At 66.4% G+C, this 25024-nt stretch carries 19 protein-coding genes; 8 read left to right on the forward strand and 11 right to left on the reverse strand.

Annotated elements, in window-relative coordinates; genetic code table 11:
* Nucleotides 1-332: 332 nt before the first annotated feature.
* Nucleotides 333-1856, reverse strand: coding sequence for a S8 family peptidase (locus ACTJJK_RS10455; protein ID WP_440730150.1), 1524 nt, complete (start codon nt 1854-1856; stop codon nt 333-335).
* Nucleotides 1857-2335: 479 nt separating this feature from the next.
* Between ACTJJK_RS10455 and ACTJJK_RS10460 the strand changes: the two genes are divergently transcribed.
* Nucleotides 2336-4354 carry a M13 family metallopeptidase gene (locus ACTJJK_RS10460; protein WP_440730151.1) on the forward strand — a complete coding sequence of 673 codons (2019 nt, stop codon included), beginning with the start codon at nt 2336-2338 and terminating at the stop codon, nt 4352-4354.
* 1107 nt (nt 4355-5461) lie between these two features.
* Here ACTJJK_RS10460 and ACTJJK_RS10465 read toward each other — a convergent pair.
* The 6 genes from ACTJJK_RS10465 to ACTJJK_RS10490 form a co-directional block, all read right to left on the reverse strand.
* Nucleotides 5462-5683: a helix-turn-helix domain-containing protein gene (locus ACTJJK_RS10465; RefSeq protein ID WP_031370053.1), complete on the reverse strand. Its 222-nt coding sequence runs from the start codon at nt 5681-5683 to the stop codon at nt 5462-5464.
* 3 nt (nt 5684-5686) lie between these two features.
* A complete protein-coding gene (locus ACTJJK_RS10470) occupies nt 5687-6202 on the reverse strand; it encodes a DUF2975 domain-containing protein (protein WP_440730152.1) in 516 nt (171 codons plus the stop codon).
* 244 nt (nt 6203-6446) lie between these two features.
* On the reverse strand, nt 6447-6839 hold the full coding sequence (locus ACTJJK_RS10475; protein WP_031370051.1) for an STAS domain-containing protein: 393 nt from the start codon (nt 6837-6839) through the stop codon (nt 6447-6449).
* A gap of 28 nt (nt 6840-6867) precedes the next feature.
* A complete protein-coding gene (locus tag ACTJJK_RS10480) occupies nt 6868-9291 on the reverse strand; it encodes a SpoIIE family protein phosphatase (protein ID WP_440730153.1) in 2424 nt (807 codons plus the stop codon).
* Nucleotides 9292-9480: 189 nt separating this feature from the next.
* Nucleotides 9481-11217, reverse strand: a complete 1737-nt coding sequence (locus tag ACTJJK_RS10485; RefSeq protein ID WP_440730154.1) for a hypothetical protein — start codon at nt 11215-11217, stop codon at nt 9481-9483.
* A gap of 237 nt (nt 11218-11454) precedes the next feature.
* Nucleotides 11455-12396, reverse strand: a complete 942-nt coding sequence (locus tag ACTJJK_RS10490) for a hypothetical protein (protein ID WP_440730155.1) — start codon at nt 12394-12396, stop codon at nt 11455-11457.
* A gap of 504 nt (nt 12397-12900) precedes the next feature.
* On the opposite strand from ACTJJK_RS10490, the gene ACTJJK_RS10495 reads away from it, so the two are divergent.
* The 3 genes from ACTJJK_RS10495 (at nt 12901) to ACTJJK_RS10505 (ending at nt 15613) form a co-directional block, all read left to right on the forward strand.
* Nucleotides 12901-14652, forward strand: a complete 1752-nt coding sequence (locus ACTJJK_RS10495) for a hypothetical protein (protein WP_440730156.1) — start codon at nt 12901-12903, stop codon at nt 14650-14652.
* Nucleotides 14642-15256: a hypothetical protein gene (locus tag ACTJJK_RS10500; protein ID WP_440730157.1), complete on the forward strand. Its 615-nt coding sequence runs from the start codon at nt 14642-14644 to the stop codon at nt 15254-15256. Before ACTJJK_RS10495 ends, ACTJJK_RS10500 begins: the two co-directional genes overlap by 11 nt.
* A gap of 105 nt (nt 15257-15361) precedes the next feature.
* Entirely contained in the window at nt 15362-15613 is a 252-nt protein-coding gene (locus ACTJJK_RS10505; RefSeq protein WP_440730158.1) for a hypothetical protein, read from the forward strand.
* Nucleotides 15614-15714: 101 nt separating this feature from the next.
* Here ACTJJK_RS10505 and ACTJJK_RS10510 read toward each other — a convergent pair whose 3' ends face one another.
* The 4 genes from ACTJJK_RS10510 to ACTJJK_RS10525 form a co-directional block, all read right to left on the reverse strand.
* Complete coding sequence (locus ACTJJK_RS10510; RefSeq protein ID WP_440730159.1) at nt 15715-16737, reverse strand: VOC family protein; 1023 nt, start codon at nt 16735-16737, stop codon at nt 15715-15717.
* Between the two features lie 289 nt (nt 16738-17026).
* Nucleotides 17027-17323, reverse strand: coding sequence for a hypothetical protein (locus tag ACTJJK_RS10515; protein ID WP_031370041.1), 297 nt, complete (start codon nt 17321-17323; stop codon nt 17027-17029).
* Nucleotides 17324-17569: 246 nt separating this feature from the next.
* The gene (locus ACTJJK_RS10520; RefSeq protein WP_152565994.1) at nt 17570-17947 is read right to left on the reverse strand and encodes a helix-turn-helix domain-containing protein; all 378 of its coding nucleotides are present in this window, start codon (nt 17945-17947) and stop codon (nt 17570-17572) included.
* Between the two features lie 555 nt (nt 17948-18502).
* Entirely contained in the window at nt 18503-19345 is an 843-nt protein-coding gene (locus tag ACTJJK_RS10525; protein ID WP_440730160.1) for a class I SAM-dependent methyltransferase, read from the reverse strand.
* Nucleotides 19346-19663: 318 nt separating this feature from the next.
* Here ACTJJK_RS10525 and ACTJJK_RS10530 point away from each other — a divergent pair, with 318 nt between their 5' ends.
* The 4 genes from ACTJJK_RS10530 to ACTJJK_RS10545 all read left to right on the forward strand — a co-directional run bounded on the left by ACTJJK_RS10530 (nt 19664) and on the right by ACTJJK_RS10545 (nt 24866).
* Nucleotides 19664-21748 (forward strand): M13 family metallopeptidase, encoded by a 2085-nt coding sequence (locus ACTJJK_RS10530; RefSeq protein ID WP_031370038.1) that lies wholly within the window; start codon nt 19664-19666, stop codon nt 21746-21748.
* A gap of 267 nt (nt 21749-22015) precedes the next feature.
* The gene (locus tag ACTJJK_RS10535) at nt 22016-22438 is read left to right on the forward strand and encodes a YqaA family protein (protein WP_031370037.1); all 423 of its coding nucleotides are present in this window, start codon (nt 22016-22018) and stop codon (nt 22436-22438) included.
* A gap of 345 nt (nt 22439-22783) precedes the next feature.
* A complete protein-coding gene (locus ACTJJK_RS10540; RefSeq protein ID WP_440730161.1) occupies nt 22784-24211 on the forward strand; it encodes a hypothetical protein in 1428 nt (475 codons plus the stop codon).
* 52 nt (nt 24212-24263) lie between these two features.
* Complete coding sequence (locus ACTJJK_RS10545) at nt 24264-24866, forward strand: DUF6445 family protein (RefSeq protein ID WP_031370035.1); 603 nt, start codon at nt 24264-24266, stop codon at nt 24864-24866.
* The last annotated feature ends 158 nt before the right edge of the window (nt 24867-25024 follow it).

The raw sequence follows: 25024 nt of genomic DNA on the forward strand, positions 1-25024 counted from the left end.
AGGCGAAAGATCTGTCGTAGTTTCGATTTCGCGGTCGCGGCTCGCGCCGCTCCTACCCCTTAGAGCCGGGCTTCCTGTAGGAGCGACGTGAGTCGCGACCCACGTTGCGCGGGCATGGTTCGTCGCAGTGGCATGGTCGTGGTCGCGGCTTACGCCGATCCTGCAAAGGCCGACGATCCAAAGGGTAGGAGCGACGCGAGTCGCGACCGCGCAGGCGAAAGATCCGTCGTAGTTTCGGTTTCGCGGTCGCGGCTCGCGCCGCTCCTCCCCTTGGGGTCGTCACGCGTGGGAGAACGCGAGCGAAGGGCGCGTGGCCCTTCGCTCGCTGAGGCTCAACGCATCGTGACCAGTCGTGCGATCGCTGCGCGCAGGTCCGGCAGCGGGCCGATCTGGCCGCCGCTGCCGGTCTGCGGGGTGCCGGTGGTCATCAGCAGGTCGCGCATCTGCCGCGGGGTGAGGGTGATGCCGCGTTGCTTGGCGATGCCCGACAACGCGACCACCGCCGCGGCGACGATCGGCGAAGCACTGGAGGTGCCGGAGAAGGTCTTGGTGTAGCGCGCGTTGACGCCGCCGTTGTACAGGCCGCCATAACCGGTGCTGGTGACGCAGCGGCCCCAAGCCTGCACGTTGACGCGGCGGCCGTAGGTCGAGAACGGTTGCTTGGCGCGTTCGGCGACGGTGTCGCTGCACCAGGTGGTCGAGCGCGGGCCGCCGGCACCGACGATGATCGATCCGGAATCGGGGCGGCTGCGTGGGAACGGCGAGCCGAAGCAACCGGTATTGTCGAGATTCATGTTGCCGTTGCCGCCGGCCTGCACCACGTGCACGCCTTTGTTGGTGGCAACGACGATGGCGTCGTACACCGAGGGCGTCCACTCCACCGGCACGTAGTTGCTGCAACCGCTCGGTCCGGCTGCCTGTTGTTCGAGCAGCATGACGTCGCCGGCGCGCAAGGCGTTGGCCGCGGTCAGGATGGCATTGGCCAGGTCGTAGCCGCGTTGGGTGTTCATCGCATTGGTGTAGTGCGCGCTGGCGCCGCTGACCAGGCCGGTGACGCCGATGCCGTTGTTGTCGGCGACCAGTTCGCCCATCACTGCGGTGCCGTGGTTGTTGTCGTTGAACGGGTCGCTCGGGGTGCCGTTGGCGACCAGCGCACCGGCGAGGCGCAGCTTGGACAGGTCTTCGTGGTTGGTGTTCCAGCTGTACTCGATGTCGAGCACGCGCACGCCGGTGCCGTCGCCGCCGGCCACGGTGCGGGCGTACTGGCTGTCGATGCCGTTCTGCGCCGCGGGCAGTTTGTAGTACTGGTAGTCGTGATACGCGGGCGAGGCCGGCAGCGGCATCGGCAGCGCCGCCGGGTAGGCGATCTCGACGATGCTCATCGCGTTGAGTTCGTCGATCACCCGCTGGATGTCCTGGCCCGGCCGCACTTTCAGGCGGAACCATTGGCTGAGGTCGGGCTGTTCGTTCTGCGCCTGCGGTTGTGCGCTCTTCGACAAGGCCGCGAGCGTGGCTTCGTCGGCGCGGAACAAGGGCTCCATGTCCGCGACCGGGCCGGCGCCGCTGGCCAGGCTTTCCAGTGCCGCCAGGCGCCCGTATTTCGCCGAGGTCGGGCGTCCGCCCTGCAGGCGCACCTGGCTGTCGCGGACGAATTTGACTTCGATGTACTCGCGCGAATCGTAGCGGCCGAGTTGGGTCTTGGCCGGCTTGGGCATGACCGACAGGGATGCGGGCGCGTTCGACGGCGGTGCGGCGAGCGGAGCGACCGCGGGCATCGCCGCGATCGCCAGGCACGGCAGCAGCAAACGCAGCAAGGGAGCGGATTTCGTGCGTGCAGGTGAGGACTTGGAGCGCATGAGAAAGAATCCTGAGTGGATGGGAGGAGTCGTCATGCGAAGCGACACGCTGTCCGGGCTTCGCGGCCGGTGCGGAGCGGACCGTCGGGCGATCCGGCGGCGAGGATAGTCAGGCGCTATGTGCCTCGACTTGAGACGGATCACGCTTTCAATGACGCGACGCAGTCGGTTTTTTCCTGTGCGTAAACCGGGATCGAGCACACGGCTTGAGGACGTCGCAATGCGGCCTATGCCCGTCGCGCAGGCCGCGGACGTGTCAGGGTGATGGGTTGGGTTGGGCCCGAGGCGATGTGCGTGGGCGAAACCTTGTGCAGTGCATCGAGACGGCATCGGATGGAGGCGTTCTTGTCTCAGGCGCTGCATCGCGGCCTGGCCGATCGACGCAATGCGAGCGGAGTCCGGTGCGAACAGGACTTCTGGGACGGGTCCGGGCGAGGGCGCTCGCTATAGTGGCGGCACCATTCAGCAGGGATCGTGCCGTGTCCAAGTCCAGCCTCCCGCTCGTCGCTTTGTTGGCCATGTCCACCGCGTCCGCCGGCGCCTTGCACGGCATCCAACCCGACGATATCAACCGTCAGGGCAATGCCTGCACCGATTTCTACGACTACGCCAACGGCGCTTGGCGCAAGCAGAACCCGATCCCGGATTACATGGACCGCTGGAGCCGGCGCTGGCAATCGGGCGAGCTCAACAAGGAGCGCGTGCGCGACATCCTGACCGAGTTGTCGGCGCGCAAGGATTGGCCGAAGGGCAGCGCGGGCCAGTTGGCCGGCGATTTCTATGCGGCCTGCATGGACGAGTCGCGGGTCGATGCGCTCGGCAGCAAGCCGGTGCAGCCGTGGCTCAGAGAGATCGGCGCCATCGACGATGGTGCCGGCGTGCAACGCATGATCGGCAAGCTGCACGACGCCGGCGTGGGCGTGCCGTTCGTGCTGTTCGCCGGCGAGGACCTGCGCGAGCCGTCGCAGACCATCGCCCATGTCTACGCCGGCGGCCTCGGTTTGCCGGATCGCGACTACTACTTCAAGCCCGAGCCGCGTTTCGTCGAGGCGCGCGCCAAGTACCTGGTGCATGTGGCCAAGATGTTCGAGCTGGCCGGCACCCCGGCCGAGCAGGCGCAACGCGACGCACAGACGGTGTTCGACTTCGAGAAGCGCCTGGCCGAGGCCTCGCTGGACAACGTGCAGTTGCGCAACCCGAAGCTGCAGGACAACCCGACTGCGTTCGCGGACCTGTCCAAGCTCGCGCCGAGTTTCGATTGGGGCCGTTACTTCGATGCGGCCGGCGTGCCGCGCAACGCGGTCAACGTGACCCAGCCGAAGTTCCTGCAGCAGGTCGAAAAGGAATTGGCGACGACGCCCTTGCCGCAGTGGAAGACCTATCTGCAGTGGCATCTGCTCAACACCGCCGCCGACTCGCTGTCGCAGCCCTTCGTCGAGGAGAACTTCGCCTTCAACGGCAAGTTCCTGACCGGCGCCACCCAGATGAAGCCGCGCTGGAAGCGTTGCGCCGAGCTCACCGACACCCAGCTCGGCGAAGCGCTGGGGCAGAAGTACGTGGAGAAGTATTTCCCGCCGGAAGCCAAGGCGCGCATGCAGGATATGGTCAAGAACATCCTGGCGGCGATGGACGACACCATCGGCGAGTTGGCCTGGATGGACGACGCGACCAAGAAGAAGGCGCTGGAAAAGCGCTCGACCTTCGTCGCCAAGTTGGGCTATCCGGACAAATTCAAGGACTACCAGGGCGTCGCGGTGAGCCGCGACTCGGCCTGGGACAACCTCGTCGCCGCTTCGCGCTGGAACGTGACCGATAACCGCAGCCAGATCGGCAAGCCGACCGACCGCAGCCGCTGGGGCATGACCCCGCCGACCTCCAACGCCTACTACAACCCCTTGCAGAACGAGATCGTGTTCCCGGCCGGCATCCTGCAGTCGCCCGCGTTCGACGTGAACGCGACCGACGCGGTCAACTACGGCGCCATCGGCGTGGTGATCGGCCACGAGATCAGCCACGGTTTCGACGACCAGGGCGCGCAGTTCGACGCCAAGGGCCGCTTGTCCAATTGGTGGACGCCCGCCGACGGCAAGCAGTTCGCAGCCAAAGGCCAGTGCGTGGTCGACCAGTTCGAGGGCTATTTCATCGAGCCCGGCCAGCATCACAACGGCAAACTGGTGCTGGGCGAATCGATCGGCGACCTGGCCGGCGCCAAGATCGCCTACCGCGCCTATCTGAAGTCGCGCGAAGGCAAGGGCCCGGAGCCGACCCTGGACGGCTTCAGCCCCGAGAAACAGTTCTTCATCGCCTGGGGCCAGTTCCGCGGCGACGAAACCCGCCTGGAAACCCAGCGCACCATGATCCAGGGCGACCCGCACCCGGTCGCCAAGTACCGCGTCAACGGCCCGCTGTCGAACCTGCCGGCGTTCCAGCAGGTGTTCGAGTGCAAGGCGGGCGATGCGATGGTGCGGGCGGAGGCTAAGCGCTGCGAGGTGTGGTGAGGGGGGCGGCTTCATAGTTCGTAGGCCCCTTGTAGGCGCGGCGTGAGCCGCGACCGCGGGACGCGCAGTGGCGGTGACGCCGGCGCTGCGCCTCGAAGCGGCGTACCGTCGCGGGGTAGGAGCGGCGCAAGCCGCGACCGTGCTGTGACGGTCTCGCGACGCTTCGCTCAAGCAAAACCAGGATCAAACGCCAAAAGCTTCCGCCACTAAAGCGGCGGGTTACTTTCTTTTGTCATAAGCAACAAAAGAAAGGTAACCAAAGAAAAATGCTTTTCTTTGAATCAAGGGCCCGCACGAGCGATGCGTGCGCAGGGCTCTACATACGGGACATCCCTGTCCCGATGAAAAACGGCGCGCATCCCTGCGCGCCGCCCTACGGGTCTTCGATTGCCTTCGCTAGTGCCAGGCGACGCACAGCTACGGCAACGCCGCTTCGGGGTAGGAGCGGCGCAAGCCGCGACCGCGGTCGTTCAGCGACCATCGTCCATCGGAATAGGCGTCAATGTCTCAATCGCGGCGCTATTGCTATTGCTATTGCCGTGAAAGCTTGGCGCAGTTCCGAACTTGCGATGCAACCGTAGACCCGGAGGGCGGCGCACAGGACGTGCGCCGTTTTTCGATAGGACAAGGATGTCCTATCGAAAAATCCCGGCGACAGCATCGCACTCGTGGCCTGTGCCCTTGCAAGGAGAGCCCTTTTCTTTGGTTACCTTTCTTTTGGGCTTAGCAAAAGAAAGTAACCCGGCCGCGTTAGCGGACGGAAGCTTTAGTTCTTGCCCCACTGCTCTGCGGTAAGAAACGCAGCAACCACCAGTTACGCGGTCGCGGCTTGCGTCGCTCCTACCCCCGCGAAAGCACGTCGATTCGATGCATAGCACCGGCGTTGCTATCTCTGCGCATCCCGCGGTCGCGACTTGTGACCGAAGGAAACCCAGTAGGACGCCGCTCCTACCCCGCGATAGCTCGCGGCTTCGATCGATCACGTCAGCGATGCGCCCTCTGCGCGTCCCTTGGTCGCGGCTCACGCCGCTCCTACAGGGGCTTCGACCGAGCGCCGCGAAGGCGGGGATCCAGAGGGCTCCAGGGCCATGTTGCTCCGCGTCTGCTTCACTCCTGCATCGGCTGCGTCGGATCAAAAGCGAGCAAATCGCCGGGTTGGCAGTCGAGTACGCTGCAGATCGCTTCCAGGGTGGAGAAGCGGATCGCCTTGGCCTTGCCGGTCTTGAGGATCGACAGGTTGGCCAGGGTGATGTCGACGCGCTCGGACAGTTCGGTCAGGGTCATGCGGCGTTCGTGCAGTTTTTCGTCGAGGCGGATCACGATGGCCATGGCTTACACCGTGCCTTCGAGGTCGCTGCGCATGCGCGCGCCCTGTTCGAATACGTGGGCGAGTACGAACAGCAGCAGCACCGCCAGCCACGGGGCGAACGAGAAGCCGACGTCGATGTCCATCTTCAACGACGGTGCGGCTTTCGAGGCGCCGTAGACGATGGCGCCGATCAGCAAACGCAGGCCTTCGCCGGCCAGCACCCACCAGGCGATGGCCTGCAGGCGGCGGCTGTTGTCGGCGATGAAGGGATCGCCGTCGCGCACGCTGTCCACGATCGCCAGCAACGCGCGCAGCACGCGATGGGTGAGGTAGGCGGCGAGGATGCCGATCAGCACGACGGCGCGCAGGGCGTTGTACAGATGCTCGTAGGCCAGGCCGAGGGCCTCGAATAACAGCTTCGGGTTGACCCAGGTCGCGATCAGCAGCGCGGCGATGGCGAAGGCGTAGAGGGCGTTGAGGACGATCAGGCCGCGGATCAACGGGCGGGCCAGGGTGAGGGCGTTCGGAGGGCGGGTCATGGGACGGCTGCCTCTGTCATATCGGTAAGCGATATATATAATATCGAAAAACGATATGCAAGTGCCCCGGAGCAGGCCTGTCGGGCCTCCCTTCGGTCTGGGGGTACGGCATGGCCGGCTCGCCGGGCCAGGGCCAGGGCCAGGGTCAGGGTCAGGGGCAGGGGCAGGGCCAAGTACTGCGGATAGCTTGTGCAGTCCGGCGCCGGCCTTGCCCCCGCGGCGCCGCCGTTCCGGTTTCAGCCGCTCAATCGTCGTCGGCGTCCTCGCCCCTGGCCAGAACCTTGCGCTGCATCGCGTCGAGATAGGCATCGGCTTCGGCGACGCTGCTGAAGATTTCGTTCATCGGTACCGCCTTGACCAGGTCGAATACTTTCTGGATCTGCGGTTGCGGGTTGACCACCACCACCTTGCCGCCGCGGGCCGACAGGGCTTTGCGCGCACGGAAGATCGAGCGGATGCCGGCGGAGCTGATGTATTCCAGGTCGGCGAGATCGAGTACGAGCGAGGGCACGCTGGCGGCGAGCACCGGCCCCAGTTGGCGGTCGAGTTCGGCATAGCTGGAGGTGTCCAGGCGGCCGGCGAGGTAGACGCGCTGGCTGTGGGCGGTGGCTGGGTCGATCCGGATGGTCAGGTCCATGCGTGGCTCCAGGTTCGAGATGTCGGCATCAGTCGCCGGCAGTGGGTCGTAGCAGCACGATGTGCAGCACGTTGTAGCGGTCCTCGCGTACGTAGGTGGCCTGGTCGGCGAGGGTGCGGATCAGATGCAGGCCGAGGCCGCCGAGCGGGCGCTCGTCGATGTCGGCATCGAGGTCGGGTTCGGCTTGCGACAGCGGGTCGAACGGCGTGCCGTCGTCGCGGAAGCGCAGCTCGATGCGGCCGGGCTCGATCGCGAGTTCGAGGCTGACGTCGTGCTCGACGCCGGGCTCGGTGCCGTAGTCGATGGCATTGCACATGACCTCCTCGGTGATGAGCCGCACGTCGCCGATCAGCGCGCTGTCGACGCGGGCCTGGACCAAGGCTTCGTCCACGGCCGCGAATAATTCCGCAAGCCGGGCGCGATCCTGCGGTACGCGGAACCGCTGTGTCTCGCGCTGGTCCGGCGGGGCGTGGTCATTGCCGGTCCAGTGCAGGGACAGCACGGTGATGTCGTCCGACTGCGGCGCATCGGCGGCGAAACGATGCACCTCGGCGACCAGGGCGCTGCACAAGGTGCTCGCGTCGGTGCCGCCGCGCAGGGCCGCCAACAGGCGCTCGCCGCCGAAGGCGTGTTGATGGGTGTCGAAGGCTTCGGTGATGCCGTCGGTATAGGCCACCAGGGCTTCGCCGTTGCGCAGGCGGCCGCGCCAGATCGGATAGTGTTCGCCGGCCACTACTCCCAACGGCGGTCCCGAGGGTAAGTCGACGAATTCCGCGCTGCCGTCGGCGCGCAACAACACCGGCGGTTCGTGGCCTGCGCTGGCCAAGGCGAGCTCGCCGCTGCGCGCGTCGATCAGGCCGCACAGCACGGTGGCGAACATGCAGGTGTCGTTGCCTTCGAGCAGGCGTTGCGCGGCTTCCTGCAGGGCGATTTCGGGCGAACCGCCGCGGCCGGCGGCGATCTCCAGCACGGTCATGGTGCGGGCCATGAATAAGGCCGCCGGCACGCCCTTGTCGGAGACGTCGCCGATCGCGAACCAGAGCGTGTGGGTGTCGCGCTCGAAGAAACTGTAGAAGTCGCCGCCGACCGCCTTGGCCGGTTCCAGCCGCGCATTCGCCTGCAGGCGCCACTCGTCGGCGCCGAGCACGCGCGCGCCGGGCAGCATCGCCAGTTGGATCTCGCGGGCGATGTCGAGCTCGCTTTCGAGCTTCTGCCGCGCCGTGCTCATGTCCTGGATTTCGACGATCTGGCGCTTGATCGAGCCGCGTGCGTTGTCGAAGGCGCGCGCCATCACCCCGACTTCGTCGCGGCGTTCGGTCTGGTGCAAGGGGTAGTCGAATTCGCCGGCGGCGAAATGGCTGGCCGAACCGGTCAGGTCGCTCAGCGGCGTGGTGATCCGCGCGGCCATCCGGCGCACCAGCAGGGTAATCATCAACGAAACCAGCGTTACGATGACGGCAAGCTGGGCGATGGTGCGCTTGAGCGCGGCCAGCAGCGGTTTGTGCGACATCGACACTTGCAGGCCCCAACCGGTGTCGCCGATGGGTTCCAGCACCGAGAACCGCGTTTCGCGGGTGGTCGGCAGCACATGGGTGAACTCGAACCGGCGTCCCCGCGCTTGCGCCGCGGCCATCTCGGTCAGGTCGGTGCGCTCGGCCGCGGCCATGTAGCGTTCGAGCGTGGTCTTCAGGGCGATGTTCGGGTCGGCATGCAGGGTGATCGTGCCCTTGGGCGCGAACAGCGCCGGACGTTGGCCGTGGATGTGATGCAGCGGTTCGACCAGTTCGGCCCAGCGCGCGATCGGCACGTCCAGGCTGACCATGCCCAGGCGCCGGCCGTCCGGCCCGCGCAGCGGCAGGTTCAAAGTGCTCATCCAGTGGCCGCCGGCGGTTTCGTTGAAGTAGGGCTCGGACCACCAGGGCGCGTCGGCGGCGAGCGTGCGCCGATACCAGGGCTGTCGGTGCGCGTCGTAGCCGATGGCGATGAGGTCGCGATTGGCCACGCCGCGGCGGTCGACGCCGACGTAGTAGGCCATCGGCAAGCCGTCGGGCAGCACACCGGATTCGAGCGCGATCAAGCCGCCGACGGCACTGGCATCGGCGTCCAGCAGGGCTTCCATCGCCTTGATCGTCGCCTCGCGGTCCAGCGCAAGGCTGTTGAACAGACCGATTATGGCCGCACCGGTGATGCGCACCGATTCCATCGAAGCGAGCAGGCGGTCGGCAGTCTGGGCGGCTTCGTAACGGGTCCGCTCCTGCGCACCGGCGATGATCTGCTGGCGCGCGATCAGGAAGGCGACGACGAAGCCGATCAGCAGCAGCACCCCGACCAACACGCCGAACCACAGCATCAGCTTGGTGCGCAGACTGTCGCGCCACGACACCGGCGGATGAGCGTCGCGCGCGATCACGCGCGGTGGGGTCGGAGCGGTAATCGACTCAGTCCGGTCCATCGGCGACTCCCAGAGGACAGGGCGAGCATAGCCCCAGCCGCAGCCGAAAAAGGGGGCGGCGCGCACTGTCCCCGGCGGCCCGCAACGGCCGGCCGGGGCTAGTGCGAGCGGCCGGCAGCGGCAGGTTCGGACCGGTCTCGTCGCCTGTATCGGTCTGGTTTATATCTGTCTCGTTTACCTCGGCGCCGTCTACATCCTCGACGCCGTCAGTCGCACGTCGGCGTTGCGCCAGGCCTGGGCGAACTCGCGCTGGGTGTCGGTGGCCTCGGCGTTCTTGTTCTGCGCGCGCAGGCTTTCGGCCAAGCCGTACAGGGACCAGCCGTTGCCGGGGTTGCGCTGCAGCTCTTCGCGATAGACGCGTTCGGCCTCGGCCGGGCGCCGGGCGTCGAGCAGCACCGCGCCGAGCGTCTGCCGCACCGGCGCGTGCCAGCCCGGGGGCTCATCGTAGGGAATGCGGTCCTCGATCGCCATCGCCTCGCGCAACGCCGCCACGGCCGCGTCGTGCTTGCCGCGCGCCGCGGCAATCTCCGCGGTGACCACGCGTTCGGCGATGCGCGCCGCGTGCGACAGCGGGTAGCGATTCCACACGGTCAGCTTTTCCATCGCCGGATCGGCGGCGAGCGGGCGCAGCGCTTCCAGATGGCGCTGCGCATCGGCCAGGCGGCGTTGCCGCACCGCGGCCATGGCCTGGGTGTAGTGCCAGATCGCGGTGACGTAGGGCAGGTCCGGCGCAGGGTTGGGCGCCTTGGCGATTTCCTCCCAGCGGCCGAAGCGCACGCGTTCGAACCAGGGCGTCATCCAATAGTGCTGCAGCACCGCGAAGCCGTCCTTGCGCATCAGGTCCTGCAGGTTGGTGCGCTCGGCGGTGGTTTTCGCCGCCGCGTGCGCGACCGCGCTGCTGCCTTCCATGCTGGCGGCGAACCACAGGAAGTGGTGGTTGTGCGGCACGTAGCCGAGCGGATACACGCCCTGGGTGTTGCCGCGGCACAGCTCGAGATAGGCGTCGTCGGCTTCGATCGCGCGTTGGTTGGCGATCACCGCGTCGTGCCAGCGCCCGACCCGCGAATAGATGTGCGCGGGCATGTGCACCAGATGGCCGGAGCCGGGGATTAGTTCGCGCAGGCGGTCGGCCGCGGCCGCGCCGCGCTCGGGCGCGGACGAGGCCTCGACGGCATGCACGTACAGATGCAGGGCGCCGGCGTGATCGGGGTTGCGCGCCATCACCGATTCCAGGGTCGACACGACTTCGGCGGTGCCGCCCTTGGGCCGCTGCTTCTCGTCGTAGTAGTCCCAGGGTTGCAGGTCCATCAGCGCTTCGGCGTGGAAGGTCGCGGCGTCGAGGTCGTCGGGGCGTTGTTGCACGAGCTTGCGGGTGGCTTCGGCATAGGCCAGGTCGAGCGGTTTGCGATCGGCCGGCGGGTTTTGCGCATAGCGCGCCGCCAATGCCTGGATGAAGCCGCGTTCGCGTTCGCTGGCCTTCGGTGCCAGCGCCTGTGCGCGCTGCAGCCGGGTCCAGGCGTCGCCGTTTTCCTTCGGGTCCATCGCTGCGTTGACGTGCGGGCCGAGCACCAACGCCGCGCCCCACCAGCACATGGCGCAATCGGGGTCGAGTTCGGTGGCCTTGAGGAAGGAGCGTTCGGCGGCGTCGTGGTTGAAGCCGTAGGTCAGCATCAGGCCCTGGTCGAACCAGCGCTGCACCTCGGGGTGCCGGCTGGTGACCGGGAAGCGGTAGTCGCCCAGGCCGTCGAGCAAATGCGCGCCGACCATGGCCAATTGCGGCGGCGACACCGCCGGCTCCGAGGCCGGCGGGTTGTCGGCGGTCGGCCCGGTGTTACGGCAGGAGGAGACCGTCAGTAAAGCGAGCGCCAGCAAGGCGACGGCGCAGGACAGGACGAGGGGGCGGAACGCGGGCAGCGGCAGGTACATGGGGCCTCCCGGAATACGCGCAGGAGCGCGACAGCCGTGGTGGACTTCGGCCAGGGCGGGCACGGCGGCCAGCGTCGCGGCCCCGGGTGGGGACGGCAATGGCCCCTCGCTGCTTTCCGATCCCCAGACGCAGCGACAGGCCAGTTGGAACCCGGGGATTAAAGCAGGACGCGCATTAAGACCGGGTCAGGGAGAAGGACAATGGAGCGGGCAGGCGACGAACGGCGACGTCGGCCGTCATGCCGCTGCGCCCTGCGCCAGTTCCGCCAAGTGTTGTTCCAGCAACAAGCGGACCTTCGGTGTCGGAACTTGCGGCAGCTGCGCCAAGGGCAGGTCGCGGCCGATCCTGCGCGCAAGGATCAGGCCAACCAGGTAGCCGCCACGTGCGGGCTCCGGGCCCTTATGGCCGGCACTGAAGTAGCGGTTGGAATCGTCAGGGGCGACAGAGTCCAGCACCTTCAACAATCCGGCGGCGAGATCGCGCACGGTCGCGGCGTCGGCCTGGGCGAGCTTGCGGTCGTCGAGCAGCACCTGCAGCAAGCTCGCGTCCGGGTTGAGGCGTTCGCTGACGTAGGTCGCGATGCCTTCGCTCCACAGCGAACCGTACACCGGCGGGTCGTCGTCGACGATCAGGTCGGGCAACACCTGCGCGTGATAGAGGTGGAAGGACTCATGGTCGAGGAACACCGACAGGTTCGCGTCGGCGCCGTGGTAACGGACGATGCCGTCGATGCCGATGAACAAGGGCAGTTTGCCCTGCCATGGCCGCAGATGGCCGTCGAAGCCGAACAGCGACGGCATCAGATAGATCGGCGCGCGCTCGCGGCGGAAGTCGGGGAACTCGACCTGGAAGTGGCGGACGTGGCGTCGGTAGTGACGGCCGAAGCCGGCGCTGAGCTTGCGCACTTGGCCGGCCATGGCGTCGAAATCCGGCAGCCACTTGCCCAGTCGTTCGGGTGTCGGCTTCAGGCCGGCTCCGGCGTAGACCTCGGCGTGTTCGCTGAAAAACGTCGCGGCGAGGGCTTGAGCGCGGTCGCTCGCGTCTCGCGTGTCGTCATAGGCCTGCCAGAACTTCGGCATCAGGTCGATCGGGCCTGGGGCCTCGGCGGCGATGGCTCCGCCAGCAGCGGCGAGCAGGGGCGATAGGGCGGCGAGGCGGAGCAAGTCGCGACGATGCATCTCGGGGTCCTTTGGAGCGTGGCGTGATGAGGCGAATGCCGGCACGGCTGCGTTGCATCGATGGATGGGCAGTCGGAATCGGCGAGTCAAAGAGAACGAAATCGTGCCGGGAACGGACAGTGCGCAAGGTCATGGCGGATGGAGCGTCGCCGCAAGTTCGCTCGCAGGCTTACAAATAAAAACCGGGCGGGGACGGACCGTCTCGCGATCGATGAATTCGCGGGCCCTCGCTCCGGCCCTCTCCCGCGCATGCGGGAGAGAGACTAGCTGCAGCAAAGACTGGATGCGGGCTGTTTGCCGACCTTCCTTTCCTGGCCGTTGAATGTGCTTTCGCAAGGTTCAGGGCTGGGTGAAGCAGAGCCTTCGAGCACCGCTTGAACACTGACCGCCACGTTGAAGCATTCGATGGCCGTTGTATTCGCGTTGCTGCGTTGTGGAGAAAGGGCGGACTACGCGCGCGGCTGATGCGCAGGCGCAGACTCGGTAGGAAAGGGGAATCTCGCTATGCCTTGGTCGGCGCTCGCGCTGTGCCTGGTTCTGACGGTCTGTGCGGCAAACGCCAATGCGCAGCGCGGCCGCTCCTCTTCGCGCGTCGAACCCGGCAAGGCCCACATCGAGACCCTCGAAGCGCAGCGACAACGGCAAGCGTCCGAGCGTGCCCAAGTGGAGCACAGGTTCCAGCAAGATGCAGCGGCGACCGACAAGGAACTCGCCACCGGCACGCTCAGGGGGGCCAGGGAATGGATCAACGGCCTCTCTCCCAACGAGTTGCAGGCGCATCTCAGCGGGCTGCACGGCGCCGGCCTGTCGCTGCGGACCGCATCGCCAGGAGCTGTGGGTCCGATGGAAGCCGCGGCGGCACGCAGGCAGTATCTGGCCGAGGTAGAACGGCGCATCGACGCCCACAACGCCGAATGGGTGTCGAAGCTGCGCCCCACCGACGCGAAGCAGTTGCTGGCCTTCGCCAGGAAGCGGCAGGCGGACGCGAGCTTGGACAAGATGCCTTCTCGCATCGTGGATGCGTGGCGGGATTCCATGCAGGCCGAACGGACGTTGCTGCGAGAGCAGTTCCCTCTGCTCGATGGCGACGCGGCCAGATCCGAGCCCCTGTCGCGTTTATCGGACGTCGAGTTCGCTACTGCTGGCAAACTGAGCGAGCACGAACTCGGCTACCGCCAACAGGCCTTGAGCGACTACATCCGTAACAGCCCGATCCTGTCGAATCTTGCGCTGGACCAGTGGCAGTTCCGTTCGCCGCAGATCGAATCGACCTGGCGGGCGCTCAAAGCATTGGAACAACCGTTGCCCGGCGGCGTGCCCGAGGTCGTCTATTTTCTCGACAGAGTGGTCGCCCACGACGCCATCGCCGCGTTGGATGCCGGCTGGGGCGGGTCGAGGCGCGGTTCGCGCTTGCTCGAACATGCCGACGTCGACCGGTTGCTGTCCGAATTCAAGGGCAAGACCCTGGTCCTGGTCGGCCATATGGAGAACCGACATTTCGTCATGGATCGCGGGCCGGGGCGCGAGCCGCTGGCGCTGGATCTGCCGGGCCTGTTGCAACGCGCCGCCGGGCAAGGCGTGCTGCTGGTGCCCATCGGCTGCAGCTCGGCCAACGAAGGCGCGTACTTCGGCTTCACCCATCCGATCAGCGCCAGCCAGGTGTCCAAGCTGCTGCACGCAATTCCGGATCGGCCGATGGCCGTCGGCGAGCTGTTCGCAGCGTTCGACGGTATCGGAAAACTCGCGCTGGATGCCGGGCATTCGGCCGAGTATCTGGAAGTCACGGTCGCAGCAGTCACCGAGTTGCAGGGGCTGGGCGAGGCCATCAGCGTGATCCGTATTCCTGGTGGTGCCACGCAAACCGATGAAGACTTCGCCGGCTACTTCCAGCAATGGGAGCAGGAAAGCCGGCCGGTTCTGGACAAGGGCGTGGCCGGTGGGTTACGCACCGCAGTGCGTGAAGCGCCCTGGAAGTTCCTGCTATGCGGTTTCGCGCTGTTCGCGGCGCTCAATGGCTGGGAATGGCTGCGGGCGAATCTCGTGCCGCGCAAAGGACTGATCTCGCGGGTCGAATATGTCGGCCGACAGGCCGTCGTGTGGACAGGTGGCGTCGCGATGCTGGTGGGGCTGATCTGCTACGCGGTACTGCTATGGCCGGTTGTGCTGATGTTCGTGCTGCTGCTGGTGGGGGCCTTCGTGTTCTTCGGCCTGCAAGCCTTATTCCAACACTACTTCGGGTTCGATCATGAGAAGTAACTCTGTCGTTTCTTACCTGAAGCGTGTCAGCCCCGAGCGGGTCGATGCGCTCAAGAAGGCCTTCCCCGATGCCCACGCCTTGTTCTCCACCGATCTGGTCCTGGGTGAAGACGATGTCGCACCGACCTCGCGCGCAGCCCGGCTCGCATTGATAGGCGAGGCCGCAGCGCGGCTCCAACCCGATATCGAAGGCCTGATTCAAGCCTTGCGCCATCGCAGCCGTGGCATCGCACGCTTGCGGCTCGCAGGCGGCCTGGTTGCGGCGATCGCCGGCGCGGCCGGTGCGGTGGTGGCGCTTCTGGCCGGACAACTGGGATGGTCGAAAGAGGGCGTCGCCGTCGCAGGCTCCACAATCGCGATGCTCGGCGGCCTGTTGACCGTGTTCGCCGATCATTTCGAGCGCAGCGAGAACGGCGAGAAATATTCGGCAGTGGAGGTGCTGCCCAGGCTGGTCGAAGCGCGCGCGAGCCTGGCCCGCGCCTTGCTCAGCGTGCAGCGCGATTCGGTGTTCCCGCTCGGCGATGCCGAGATCGACGGCACTCTCAAGGCGCTCGATGAATCCGCCATCGAGGTCATGCGGTTGAAGTACCTGGCGCAGGCTTAGCGGTTGGCGCTCCGTGCTTTACGTTCCGCTTACTCGATCTTCACGGTCGCCTGCTCAAGGCTCGGGTCGAATGCGTGCGTCCTAGTCCGTATCGGGAGCATGAGCATGAAGCGATCCTGCATCTTCGTCGCATCGGCATTGTGCTTGTCCGTTTCCGGCGTGGCGGTCGCCGGCATCGTCACTGTCAGCGGGCACGGCCAGAGCTACGACCCCGGCATCGCGCTGGAATACGCCCGCGCCGATGCCGTCGCCAAGTGCACGGCCCAGGCCGGCACGCCGCTGGAAGAGATCTACAACCACATCACCCGGGCCAACCTGTGGCTCGCGGATTCGATCTGGCGCTGCGAGGTGCCGTGATCGATCGAGAGCGAGGGCAGGTTCACTCGCCGAGGCCATTCGCCGGAAGATGTGCGCGCAGGCCTCGGCGATGTGAACCCGACCGTTTGTGACCGGAGTCTTCAGCCGGGGGCCTTCGCGCAGGCAACAGCCTGCGACGACGCATGAAACTCGATCAGCAGCCCCAGGTCGCTTTGGGTCGACGCCAGGAAGGCCTCGCCGAGTAGCCCACGGTAGCTTGCGAGTTCGGTTTCGTATCCGCGCTCGACTCGCCTTTTCGCCAGCCCGATATCGGCCACGGCGATGCTGAGGCCGAGTATCTGGCGACCGCCGCTGTGCAGCGCCTGCGCAGCCACGCCGGGGCCGTCGGGTTGCAGGGCGAGCACTCGCTTCTCGCCCATCGGCACGCAGTAGCCTTGCGCCGCTATCTGCGGAATGCGCACTGGCGTAGCGCCGGCGAGGCCCATCCGCTCGAACTGTCTGCGATCCGCGTCGGCGTCCGAGGAGAGCAGCCATAACCCAGTCACTGCCTGGGCACCGTTCGGGTGCTGCGGTGCGATGCGCTCGTCGGAGACGCGCCCTGGGGTGGCATCCAGCGCGGCGTAATCGATGAAGAACAGGTGGCTGGACAGCGGTTGCGGTTCAAATGCGAACAAGCGCCAGCGCGGCGGCCTGGCCGGGCCGTCGCCATCGGGATCGGTGAGCGAGGCGGTGAAGATCGGCGTCGGCACGAACGCCTGTTGCTGCAGGAATTTATGTGTCTGGTCGAGGATCGACGAGCGCAGGCCGAAGGTCCGCGAGCCCGCGCCACCGCGCAGCGAGGCCTGGTCGGCCTGCATGCCCGGGTCCAACTCGGCATCCGCCCGTAGGATCCCGAACAACTCCAGATAGCTGCGATCGGCCATCCGCACATAGCGATTGGCCACGCCTGCGGCACTGCGCCCCGGCCTGACCTGGAATCCGAGCTTGACCGCCATGACCGCGCTGATCTGATCGATGTCGCGTCCCCACAACAGGGCGTGGTCGATCTCGGTGGTGTTTCCGACCGATTCGGCTGCGGTCGCCACCGATGACGCGATACCCAGGACCAGGGCCGAGCACAGGACGAACGTGCGTGTCGTGCTCTTGCTTTGCTTCAACCTCATTCCCAACCTCCGTACCAACAGTGCGATGGCGGGCAGGATGCGAGCACGGCCGGCGTTGAGGCGAGCACGGGCGGCCGCTGCAGAGCATGGGCGGATGAATGTTTGCTGCGCGCGATCGCTGCCGCTGGCGGCGGAGCAGGGCGCATGCTGCGAGTTCCTTCGCAAATCGTCGTTGCGAACTTGTCCTGAATGCGTCGCTTCTTGCGTCAATCATCCGTGTGGACGCAATGCGGCCTGCCGATATCCGTGGCAGACCCCATTGCGTCCTCAGGATTACCCGATCAACGGTTTAGACCGTGACCGACACCGTCTGCGTCCAAACCGCGCCGACCGGTGCGCTGGCGTTGTTGTAGGTGTACGGCGTGGTGCCGACGGTGACGGCGAACTTCGCCGGGCCGCCCCAGTTGATGCCGACCATGGTCAGGTCGTACTTGCCGGGCGGCAGGATCGAGTTCAGGTTGACGGCGTAGCTCACCGGGTCGTTGTAGCCGGAGGTGATATGGAGGATCTCGGAGGTGCCGGCTCCGGTCGATGCGACGATGTAGAGTTCGTTGTCGCAGGCGCTTACTTTGATCGCGGTTGCCATGTGGATATTCCCTTTCCGGTGTGAGTGATGTTGCGGAGTGAATGAAACGGTGTTCGCTTGTCTGCGGCGGTTGGTCGTCAGGTATTGCGTTCCCCCTGTGCGATTCGGAGGGAGGTGCCATGCATCGTCACCTCCGCGCGAACAAACGCTGCAACCGCAGTATTCGTGAAGGCACTCGTCGAAATGGTTTCAATAACGGCTCACGCAGGTATCAGTTCCATCGCGTTCCTGCGGAAGCAGGGCGCCTTACTGGCCGTCGCTTCCTGCGAGTGCGATCGGCGCGGCGCGAACGATCCGCATGACCGGCACGTCGAAGCAGCGGGCCAGCTCGTGAGCGATGCGGAAACGCACGGCGCGGCCGGATTCGGCCCGTTTTATCGTGGCGATGGACACGCGGATGTTGCGCCGCCAACAGTCGTCGGCGAGGTCCTGTTGGCTCAACAGGCGGCTTTGCCGTAGCCGACGCAGCAGTTCGTTGTCGAGAACGACCTGTCCCCGGTCCAGCAGCGGCTTCGCGTGGTCCGCAGCGGCGGCATCGTCGTTCCCGGACAAGGCAAGCGCGAGGGCCGATGGCGAGTCGAACTCGTTGTCTGCGATGGGGTCGGGCAGGATGAAGTAGTCCATTGAACAATCCTCGCGGGTATGGGGTGTGACCGCGTCCGAGCGGCCTCGCATCGCCGCTCCTTCTCCTCGACACCCGTCCGAACAACGGCGGATCGAGAGGCGGAATGGATTGCGATGCGTCGGCGATCACCTTGACGGCGAGAGCTGCGGCCCGCCTTTCGGAAACCTGCCGGTTCGTATCCTGCTGTTTTGCTGCGCGTTTCTTGTGAGACGGCTGTTGGTCCGCGAATCGGGATTCGCGAGTTGCCGAGGTTCGGCAGGAAACGGGAAGGTCCGCAGGCCGGGAAATCGCGATGAAATTCGCTCGCTCAGCCGATTGACGGGCGATGAGCCGGGTCGATGACCACGCAGCGAGTTGATCGGCCGTTAGCCAAGGTTAGTCAGCGTTAGCGAAGTAGAAAGGATCGGCCGACGCACATGGCGTCGCTGCGCGTCGAGTCGGCGCGGTCGATGAACGATGCAATTGGATGCCATTGCGGCAGCGGTCTGTCCGCCGCGCTAGGTGCGGACGGCGGTCGCGACTGAGGTCCGATCGGTTCGGTCGCGGTGTTCGGTTCAGCGTCGAATGCCCAGTACACCGTCCAGCGCCAGTTCGGCCTTGAACCCGGCCTTGTCGAGCCGCTTGGCCACTTCGCGCGGTACATCGCGGCCGCTGGTGAGTTTGTTCGGGCTGCCGGTGTAATGGAACAGGCGTCCACCGCGGCGCAGCACCCGCGCCAGATGATCGTAGAACGTTTGCGAGTACAGCTCGCCGGCGATGCCGAATCGCGGCGGGTCGTGGAGCAGGGCGTCGACCGAGGCATCGGCGATCCGCGCGATGGCCTGCGAGACGTCGGCATGGGTCACTCGCAGGCGGCCGCCGCTGGCGGCTGCGTCCGGGTCGGGCGACCACGGGTTGAGGGTGCGCAGCCACAGTACGTCTTCGTTCTTCTCGAACGAATGGATCTGGGCAGCGCCGGCTTCGAGGCAGCAGGCGGCGAAATAGCCCAGGCCGCCGCAGGTGTCCAGCACGACCTTGCCGCGCGGTTCGACCAAGGCGACCTTGCGCTGCGCATCGTCGATCGGCGATGCCTTCGAGGTGGGCAGCATCTTGATGCCGTCGATCTCGAAGGTCGGCGCACCCCATTCGGTCGGCACCAGCTTGATCAGCGAGCCGGAGAAGCGCGACACCGGCGCGAAGTCGTCGCCGTCCCAATGGTAGATCGTGCGGTCCTTGAGCTTGGACGGATACCGATAGCGCTGATCGCGCCAGATCCAGGCTTCCGCTTCCAGTCGCGCCTCGCCGGTCGAACGCCCCAGATCCAACGAGCCGGTCCAGGCGCCGATGCCGGCGGCGCGCGCGGCCAGCAGTGTTTCGGCGTCGGGGCGGGTAAGCAGGGGACCGGAGTAGTGCGGCACGGCAGGTGTTTCCTTGGGGCAGTGATCGGCAGGCGCGCAGGCGACGAAGCGGGGATGCGCCCAAGCGTGGGACGGAACGATAGCGCGGCAGGCCGATCGCGGCCAAAAGAACCGCCAGGCCTCGGGTTCGGTCGCGGGGACCGGACCAGGCCGCGATCAGGCCGGATAGGCTGGAAACCCGTGACGCCAGGACTTATGCCGGCGGCCATCACGGCCATCTGTGCCAATCCTGGCTGATGACTGCGCCCCCCAAACCATCGGCCTACGACAGGCCGGCCGGGCTGCGCTAGGCTGCGGCCTTTCCAGCGGGGACCGCATATGAAGCCTTCACGTTTGAGCCTGGGCCTGGCGCTTGCCGCCGCGCTGGCTATTCCTTCCGTCCACGCCGCCGGTTCCACGGCAAGTTCCGCGGCCGGCGCCGCAGGCAAGGGGCAGCCCCGACTCGGCAGCTTCGGCGTCGACATGTCGGCGCGCGACACCAAGGTCAAGCCCGGCGACGATTTCAATCGCTATGTCAGCGGCCACTGGCTCGATACCTATCAGCTGAAGGACTACGAGACCTCGTACGGCTCGTTCAACATGCTGCGCGACCAGTCCGAGGCGCAGGTGCACGCGATCATCGAATCGCTGCAGCAGCGCAAGGATCTGGCGCCGGGCAGCGACGCATCGAAGCTGCGCGACTACTACGCCAGCTACATGGACCGGGCCGCCCGCGACGCCGCCGGCATCCGCCCGCTGCAGCCGGTGCTCGACCGCATCGCCGCGATCGACTCGAAGGACGCGCTGGTCGCCGCCTTCGGCAGCACCGACCTCGACGGCACCACCGCGCCGCTGCGTTTCGGCGTCGACCTGGACCGCAAGGACCCGGACCAGTACCTGGTCGGCCTGCGCGTCGGCGGCCTCGGCCTGCCGGACCGCGACTACTACCTCAACCAGGACGCGCGCTTCGTCGGCATCCGGACGGCGTATCTGGCCCACATCGAGCGCATGCTCGGTTTTGCCGGGGTGAGCGATGCGAAGGCGCGCGCACAGGCGGTGCTGGCGCTGGAGACCGAACTGGCCAAGCCGCAGTGGGAGCGCGCCAAGCTGCGCGACCGCGACAAGACCTATAACGTCGCCACTTTCGCCGAACTGGCCAAGCAATACCCGGGTTACGACTGGGCCGCACAGGTCAAGGCGCAGGGCATGCCGACGCTGGACCGGGTCAACGTGATCACTCCGAGCGCGGTGCAGCCGGTGCTCGACGCGATCGCCGCCACGCCCTTGCCGGTGTGGCGCGATTACCTGAGCTTCCACGCCGTGCGCAACAATGCGCCACTGCTGAGCCGCGAGATCGACGATGCCTCGTTCGCCTTCACCGGCACGGTGTTGAGCGGCCAGAAGGCCCAGCGCGACGATTGGAAACGCGCGGTGGCGACGGTCGCCGGCAGCGACGGCCTCGGCGATGCCATGGGCAAGCTGTATGTCGAGCGCCATTTCTCGCCGCAGGCCAAGGCCGCGATGCAGACCTTGGTGGAGAACCTGCGCAAGGCCCTGCGCAGCAATATCGAGAAGATCGACTGGATGGGCGAGGGCACCAAGGCCGAGGCCTACCGCAAGCTTGCCAGCTTCCGTCCCAAGGTCGGCTATCCGGACAAGTGGCGCGACTACGGCAGCGTCGCCATCGTCCCGGGCGACCTGATGGCCAATGTCATGCAACTGCGCCGCTACGGCCGTAACGACCAGGTCCGCCGCATCGGCACCCGCCCGGACCGAGACGAGTGGTTCATGACGCCGCAGACGGTCAACGCCTATTACAACTCGACCTTCAACGAGATCGTGTTCCCGGCCGGCATCCTGCAGGCGCCGTTCTTCGATCTCAACGCCGACCCGGCGGTGAACTACGGCGGCATCGGCGCGGTGATCGGCCACGAGATGGGCCACGGCTTCGACGATCAGGGCAGCAAGTCCGACTACGCCGGCATCCAGCGCAACTGGTGGACCGATGCCGACCGCGCCGGTTTCGAGCAGCGCACCCAGGCCCTCGGCGCCCAGTACAACGAGTTTTGCCCGTTGCCGGGCCAGTGCGTCAACGGCGCGCTGACCATGGGCGAGAACATCGGCGACGTCGGCGGCATCTCGATGGCCTACACCGCCTATCAGCTCAGCCTCGGCGGCAAGCCGGCGCCGGTCATCGACGGTTTGAGCGGCGACCAGCGTTTCTTCCTGTCGTGGGGCCAGATCTGGAAGGGCAAGTACCGCGACGAAGCGCTGCTCAACCAGATCAAGACCAACCCGCATTCGCCTTCGCAGTACCGCGCCAACGGCCCGCTGCGCAATTTCGATCCGTGGTATCGCGCGTTCGACGTGAAGCCGGGCGACGCGATGTACCTTGCGCCGGACAAGCGCGTGCGGATCTGGTGAGCACGGATTCGATAAGTGCGGATTTGATAAGTACTGATTTGATAAGTACTGATTTGATAAGTACAGATTTGATGAGTGCGGATCTGGTGAGCTGAGCGCCGAGGCGTNACGCCGCACGACCGATACTTGCGAGACAGCGGGGCAGCTTTCGAGTCCGTCCGGGACGAAGAAAGTCTGCCCCGTTGCATTACCGGCGATACCGCCGCCTGGGCCGTACAACCGGCCTGGCGCGCGAAGGGCCGCGGCGGCGACGCTAGAATGCGCGCGATGGCTTATCTGGGACTGTTCCTTACCGCGTTCGTCGCCGCCACCTTGTTGCCTGCGCAATCGGAAACCCTGCTGGCGGGAATGGTCGTGGCCGGCTATACGCCGTGGTTGTTGGTGCTCGTGGCCAGCATCGGCAACGTGCTCGGCTCGACCGTCAACTGGTGGCTCGGGCGCGAAGCGGTGCGTTTCAGCCATCACCGATTTTTTCCGGTCAAGCCGGCGGCGCTGGCGCGCGCCCGCGCCTGGTACGGCCGTTACGGCAAGTGGACGTTGCTGTTGAGCTGGCTGCCGATCGTCGGCGACCCGTTGACGCTCGCCGCCGGGGTGATGCGCGAGCGCCTGCGGGTGTTCCTGCTGATGGTGAGCATCGCCAAGACCGCGCGTTACGCGGTGTTGGCGGTCGTCGCTGTGCGCTATGCCTGAGTGCGTTGACGGCGGCCGGGGGCGTTGGCGCGATGTTGCTTTGCTGCGCGGTCGCTGTTCGTCGACGGGGTGCCGGGTCGTATCCGCAGCCACGCAGCAGCGGTATCTCTGCCTTACAACCAAAAGCCTTCGGTCCGCATCTACTGTCAAGGCCCACTTGGCAGTCTCGGTTCGCTCAAGAGGGCCTTGTACAATGCGCCCAAGAGGTGTGCGCGCGGCCTTCGATCGGCCGGTGCCGCACCTGTTCTGTCCAATGTTCTCGCTGCTTCGCGCGCGGGAGGTTCGGCCAGGACGAGGGCCGCAGCCGCGCTCGTCGCCGAACTTCACCAGCACAGGGATGTACGAATGGCCGGCTCTATCGCGTTGATGCTGTCGAAGACCGGCGGTCCGCCGTTTCACGGCTCGGTCGGCTACGTCAACGATACGATCGGCACGATCCTCGCCCGTCATCGCTGGCGGGTGCGCGCGTTCGAGCCGCCGCGCAGCGACCTGGGCGAAGAGGCCATGCTACCGTTCGCGCTGAGCGCGCGCCTGGCCGCGCTCGATGCTTCGTCGGCGCCGGATGTGGCCCTGTTCGACGGCGCGGGCACCTCGATCCGCGCACCGAGCCGCGGCTGGTCCCGGCGCAACCTGATGCTGTACCACGGCCTGGCCTACGGTACCGGCGTGTGGATGACCTCGCGCGACATCGATCTGCATTGCGCGAACTCGCCTTATCTCGAACGCACCCTGCACGCGACCTTCGCCTTTCCCAACTGGCACCGCCGCAGCTGTCTCAACCCGCACGGCATGCGCGCCCTGACCAGCCTGCAACTGCCGGTGCCCTGCGTCGAAAGCCCGGATGGCCACCCGGGTTTCGGCTACGGCGCCGACATCCCGCCGCAGATCCTGCGCCGGATCGAGGGCGACCTGGTCTGGGGGCACGCGTTGCAGCCGGGCAAGCAGGACTGGTTCGCCACTTTGAGCGTGATGTATTGGCTCAACGAACTGCGCGGCGGCCCGAGCGCGAAGGGCATCAAGTTGCTGGTCTCGGAGTCGTCGCTGACCCTCGACGCCCGCCGGGCGATGGACGCGATGTTGGCCGGGAGCGGCCGCTCCTGCGACGACTACTTCGTGCCGGTGCCGAACCTCAACCAGCGCGCCTTGTTCCGCCTGATGCGGTCCAGCCACTTCGCCCTGGCCTATAACCGGTTTCCCGAACCGTTCGGTTTCTACGTGCTGGAATCGGTCCACAACGGCTGCCCGGTCTATACCAACGGCGTCGGCAACAACCGTTTCCTGCTGCCGCCCGGCAACGGCATCACCGTGCTGGAAACGCCGGCGATGGCGGCGCAGGCCGACGGCCGGCAAGACCCGGCGGCGTATCGCTGCGTCGCCGAACGCATCCTCGGCGACCTCGGCCAGCGCGACGCGATCGCCGGGCAATGCCGGCGCGGGGCCGCGCTGATCGACGAGCGCTGGTCGGTCGCGGCGTTCGAGCGTAGCTTGCTGGCGGCGCTGGACCGTCTGGAGCATCCTTTGCCGCCCGAGCCGGATTTCGAAACGCTGCAGGTGCAACTGAGCCCGCTGGTGCGTAGTCTGGACCCGAGCGGCCGCAGCCTGAACGACTATGCGAGCACCACGCTGCGGCCGGAGACGGTCGCGCTGGCGACGCAGTTGCTGGGGCAGCGCTGCGCCGACCTGGCTTCGGAGGAGATGGAACGGATCGAAGCCGGCCATCGTCTGTTCGCCGGCGGCCTGCTGACTTTGTCGACCGCTCCCGTTCCGCCCTGAGCCGCTTCATCCTTTCCGGCTTCGTCCCCTCATTGATCGTCCCGCCGCTGACATGCCCACTTCCCTGATCGTTGTCGACGACTTCTTCGAGCACGCGAACGGGCTGCGCGACGCGGCCTTGCGCCTGACGTATCCGGATCAGGAGGGCGCGTTCCCGGGGCGCAATTCGCTGGAACGGATCGAGCTGGACGGCCTGGCCCAGTACGTGTCCAGCATCGTCGGCGAACGTCTCAAGGTGATCTCGCCGCTGGGGTCGCACGCGAAATTCCGCATTACCCTGGGCTCTGACCAGGGCCGCGGCAAGGTTCATGTCGACCCCGGTTATTGGTCCGGCGTGCTCTACCTCAGCCGTCCCGAGGACTGCCGCGGGGGCACCGATTTCTTCCGCCATCGCCGCACCAACACCGATCGCCGCCCGATGAACGAGCGCGAGCTGGCCGAGCTGGGGTATGCCTCGATCGACGAGGCCCATCAGGACATCATCGAGCGTGACGGCCTAGACGACAGTTGCTGGGAGACGACGATGACGGTGCCGATGCGCTTCAATCGCCTGATCCTGCTGAGGCCGTGGCTGTGGCATACCGCCGGCGCGGGCTTCGGCGACAGCCTGCAGAACGGCCGCCTGGTCTATCTGATGTTCTTCGAGGCCGCATAAATCGCGCGAAGCCGGGCGCGGTTCGCCGAATTCCCGCCCTGGCTCCGTCGTTGGTTCCGTCGTTGGGGTTCCGTCGTCCCGCTCGAGGCGAGTGCTTTGTCGAGTCGAGCCCTGTCGGGCAGGGCTTCGATCTGAGGCCCGGTCGGGCCTCATGCGCT

Origin of the sequence: Lysobacter sp. 22409 (genome assembly GCF_052045105.1) — a bacterium.
In the GTDB taxonomy this organism is placed as follows: Bacteria; Pseudomonadota; Gammaproteobacteria; order Xanthomonadales; family Xanthomonadaceae; genus Lysobacter; species Lysobacter antibioticus_B.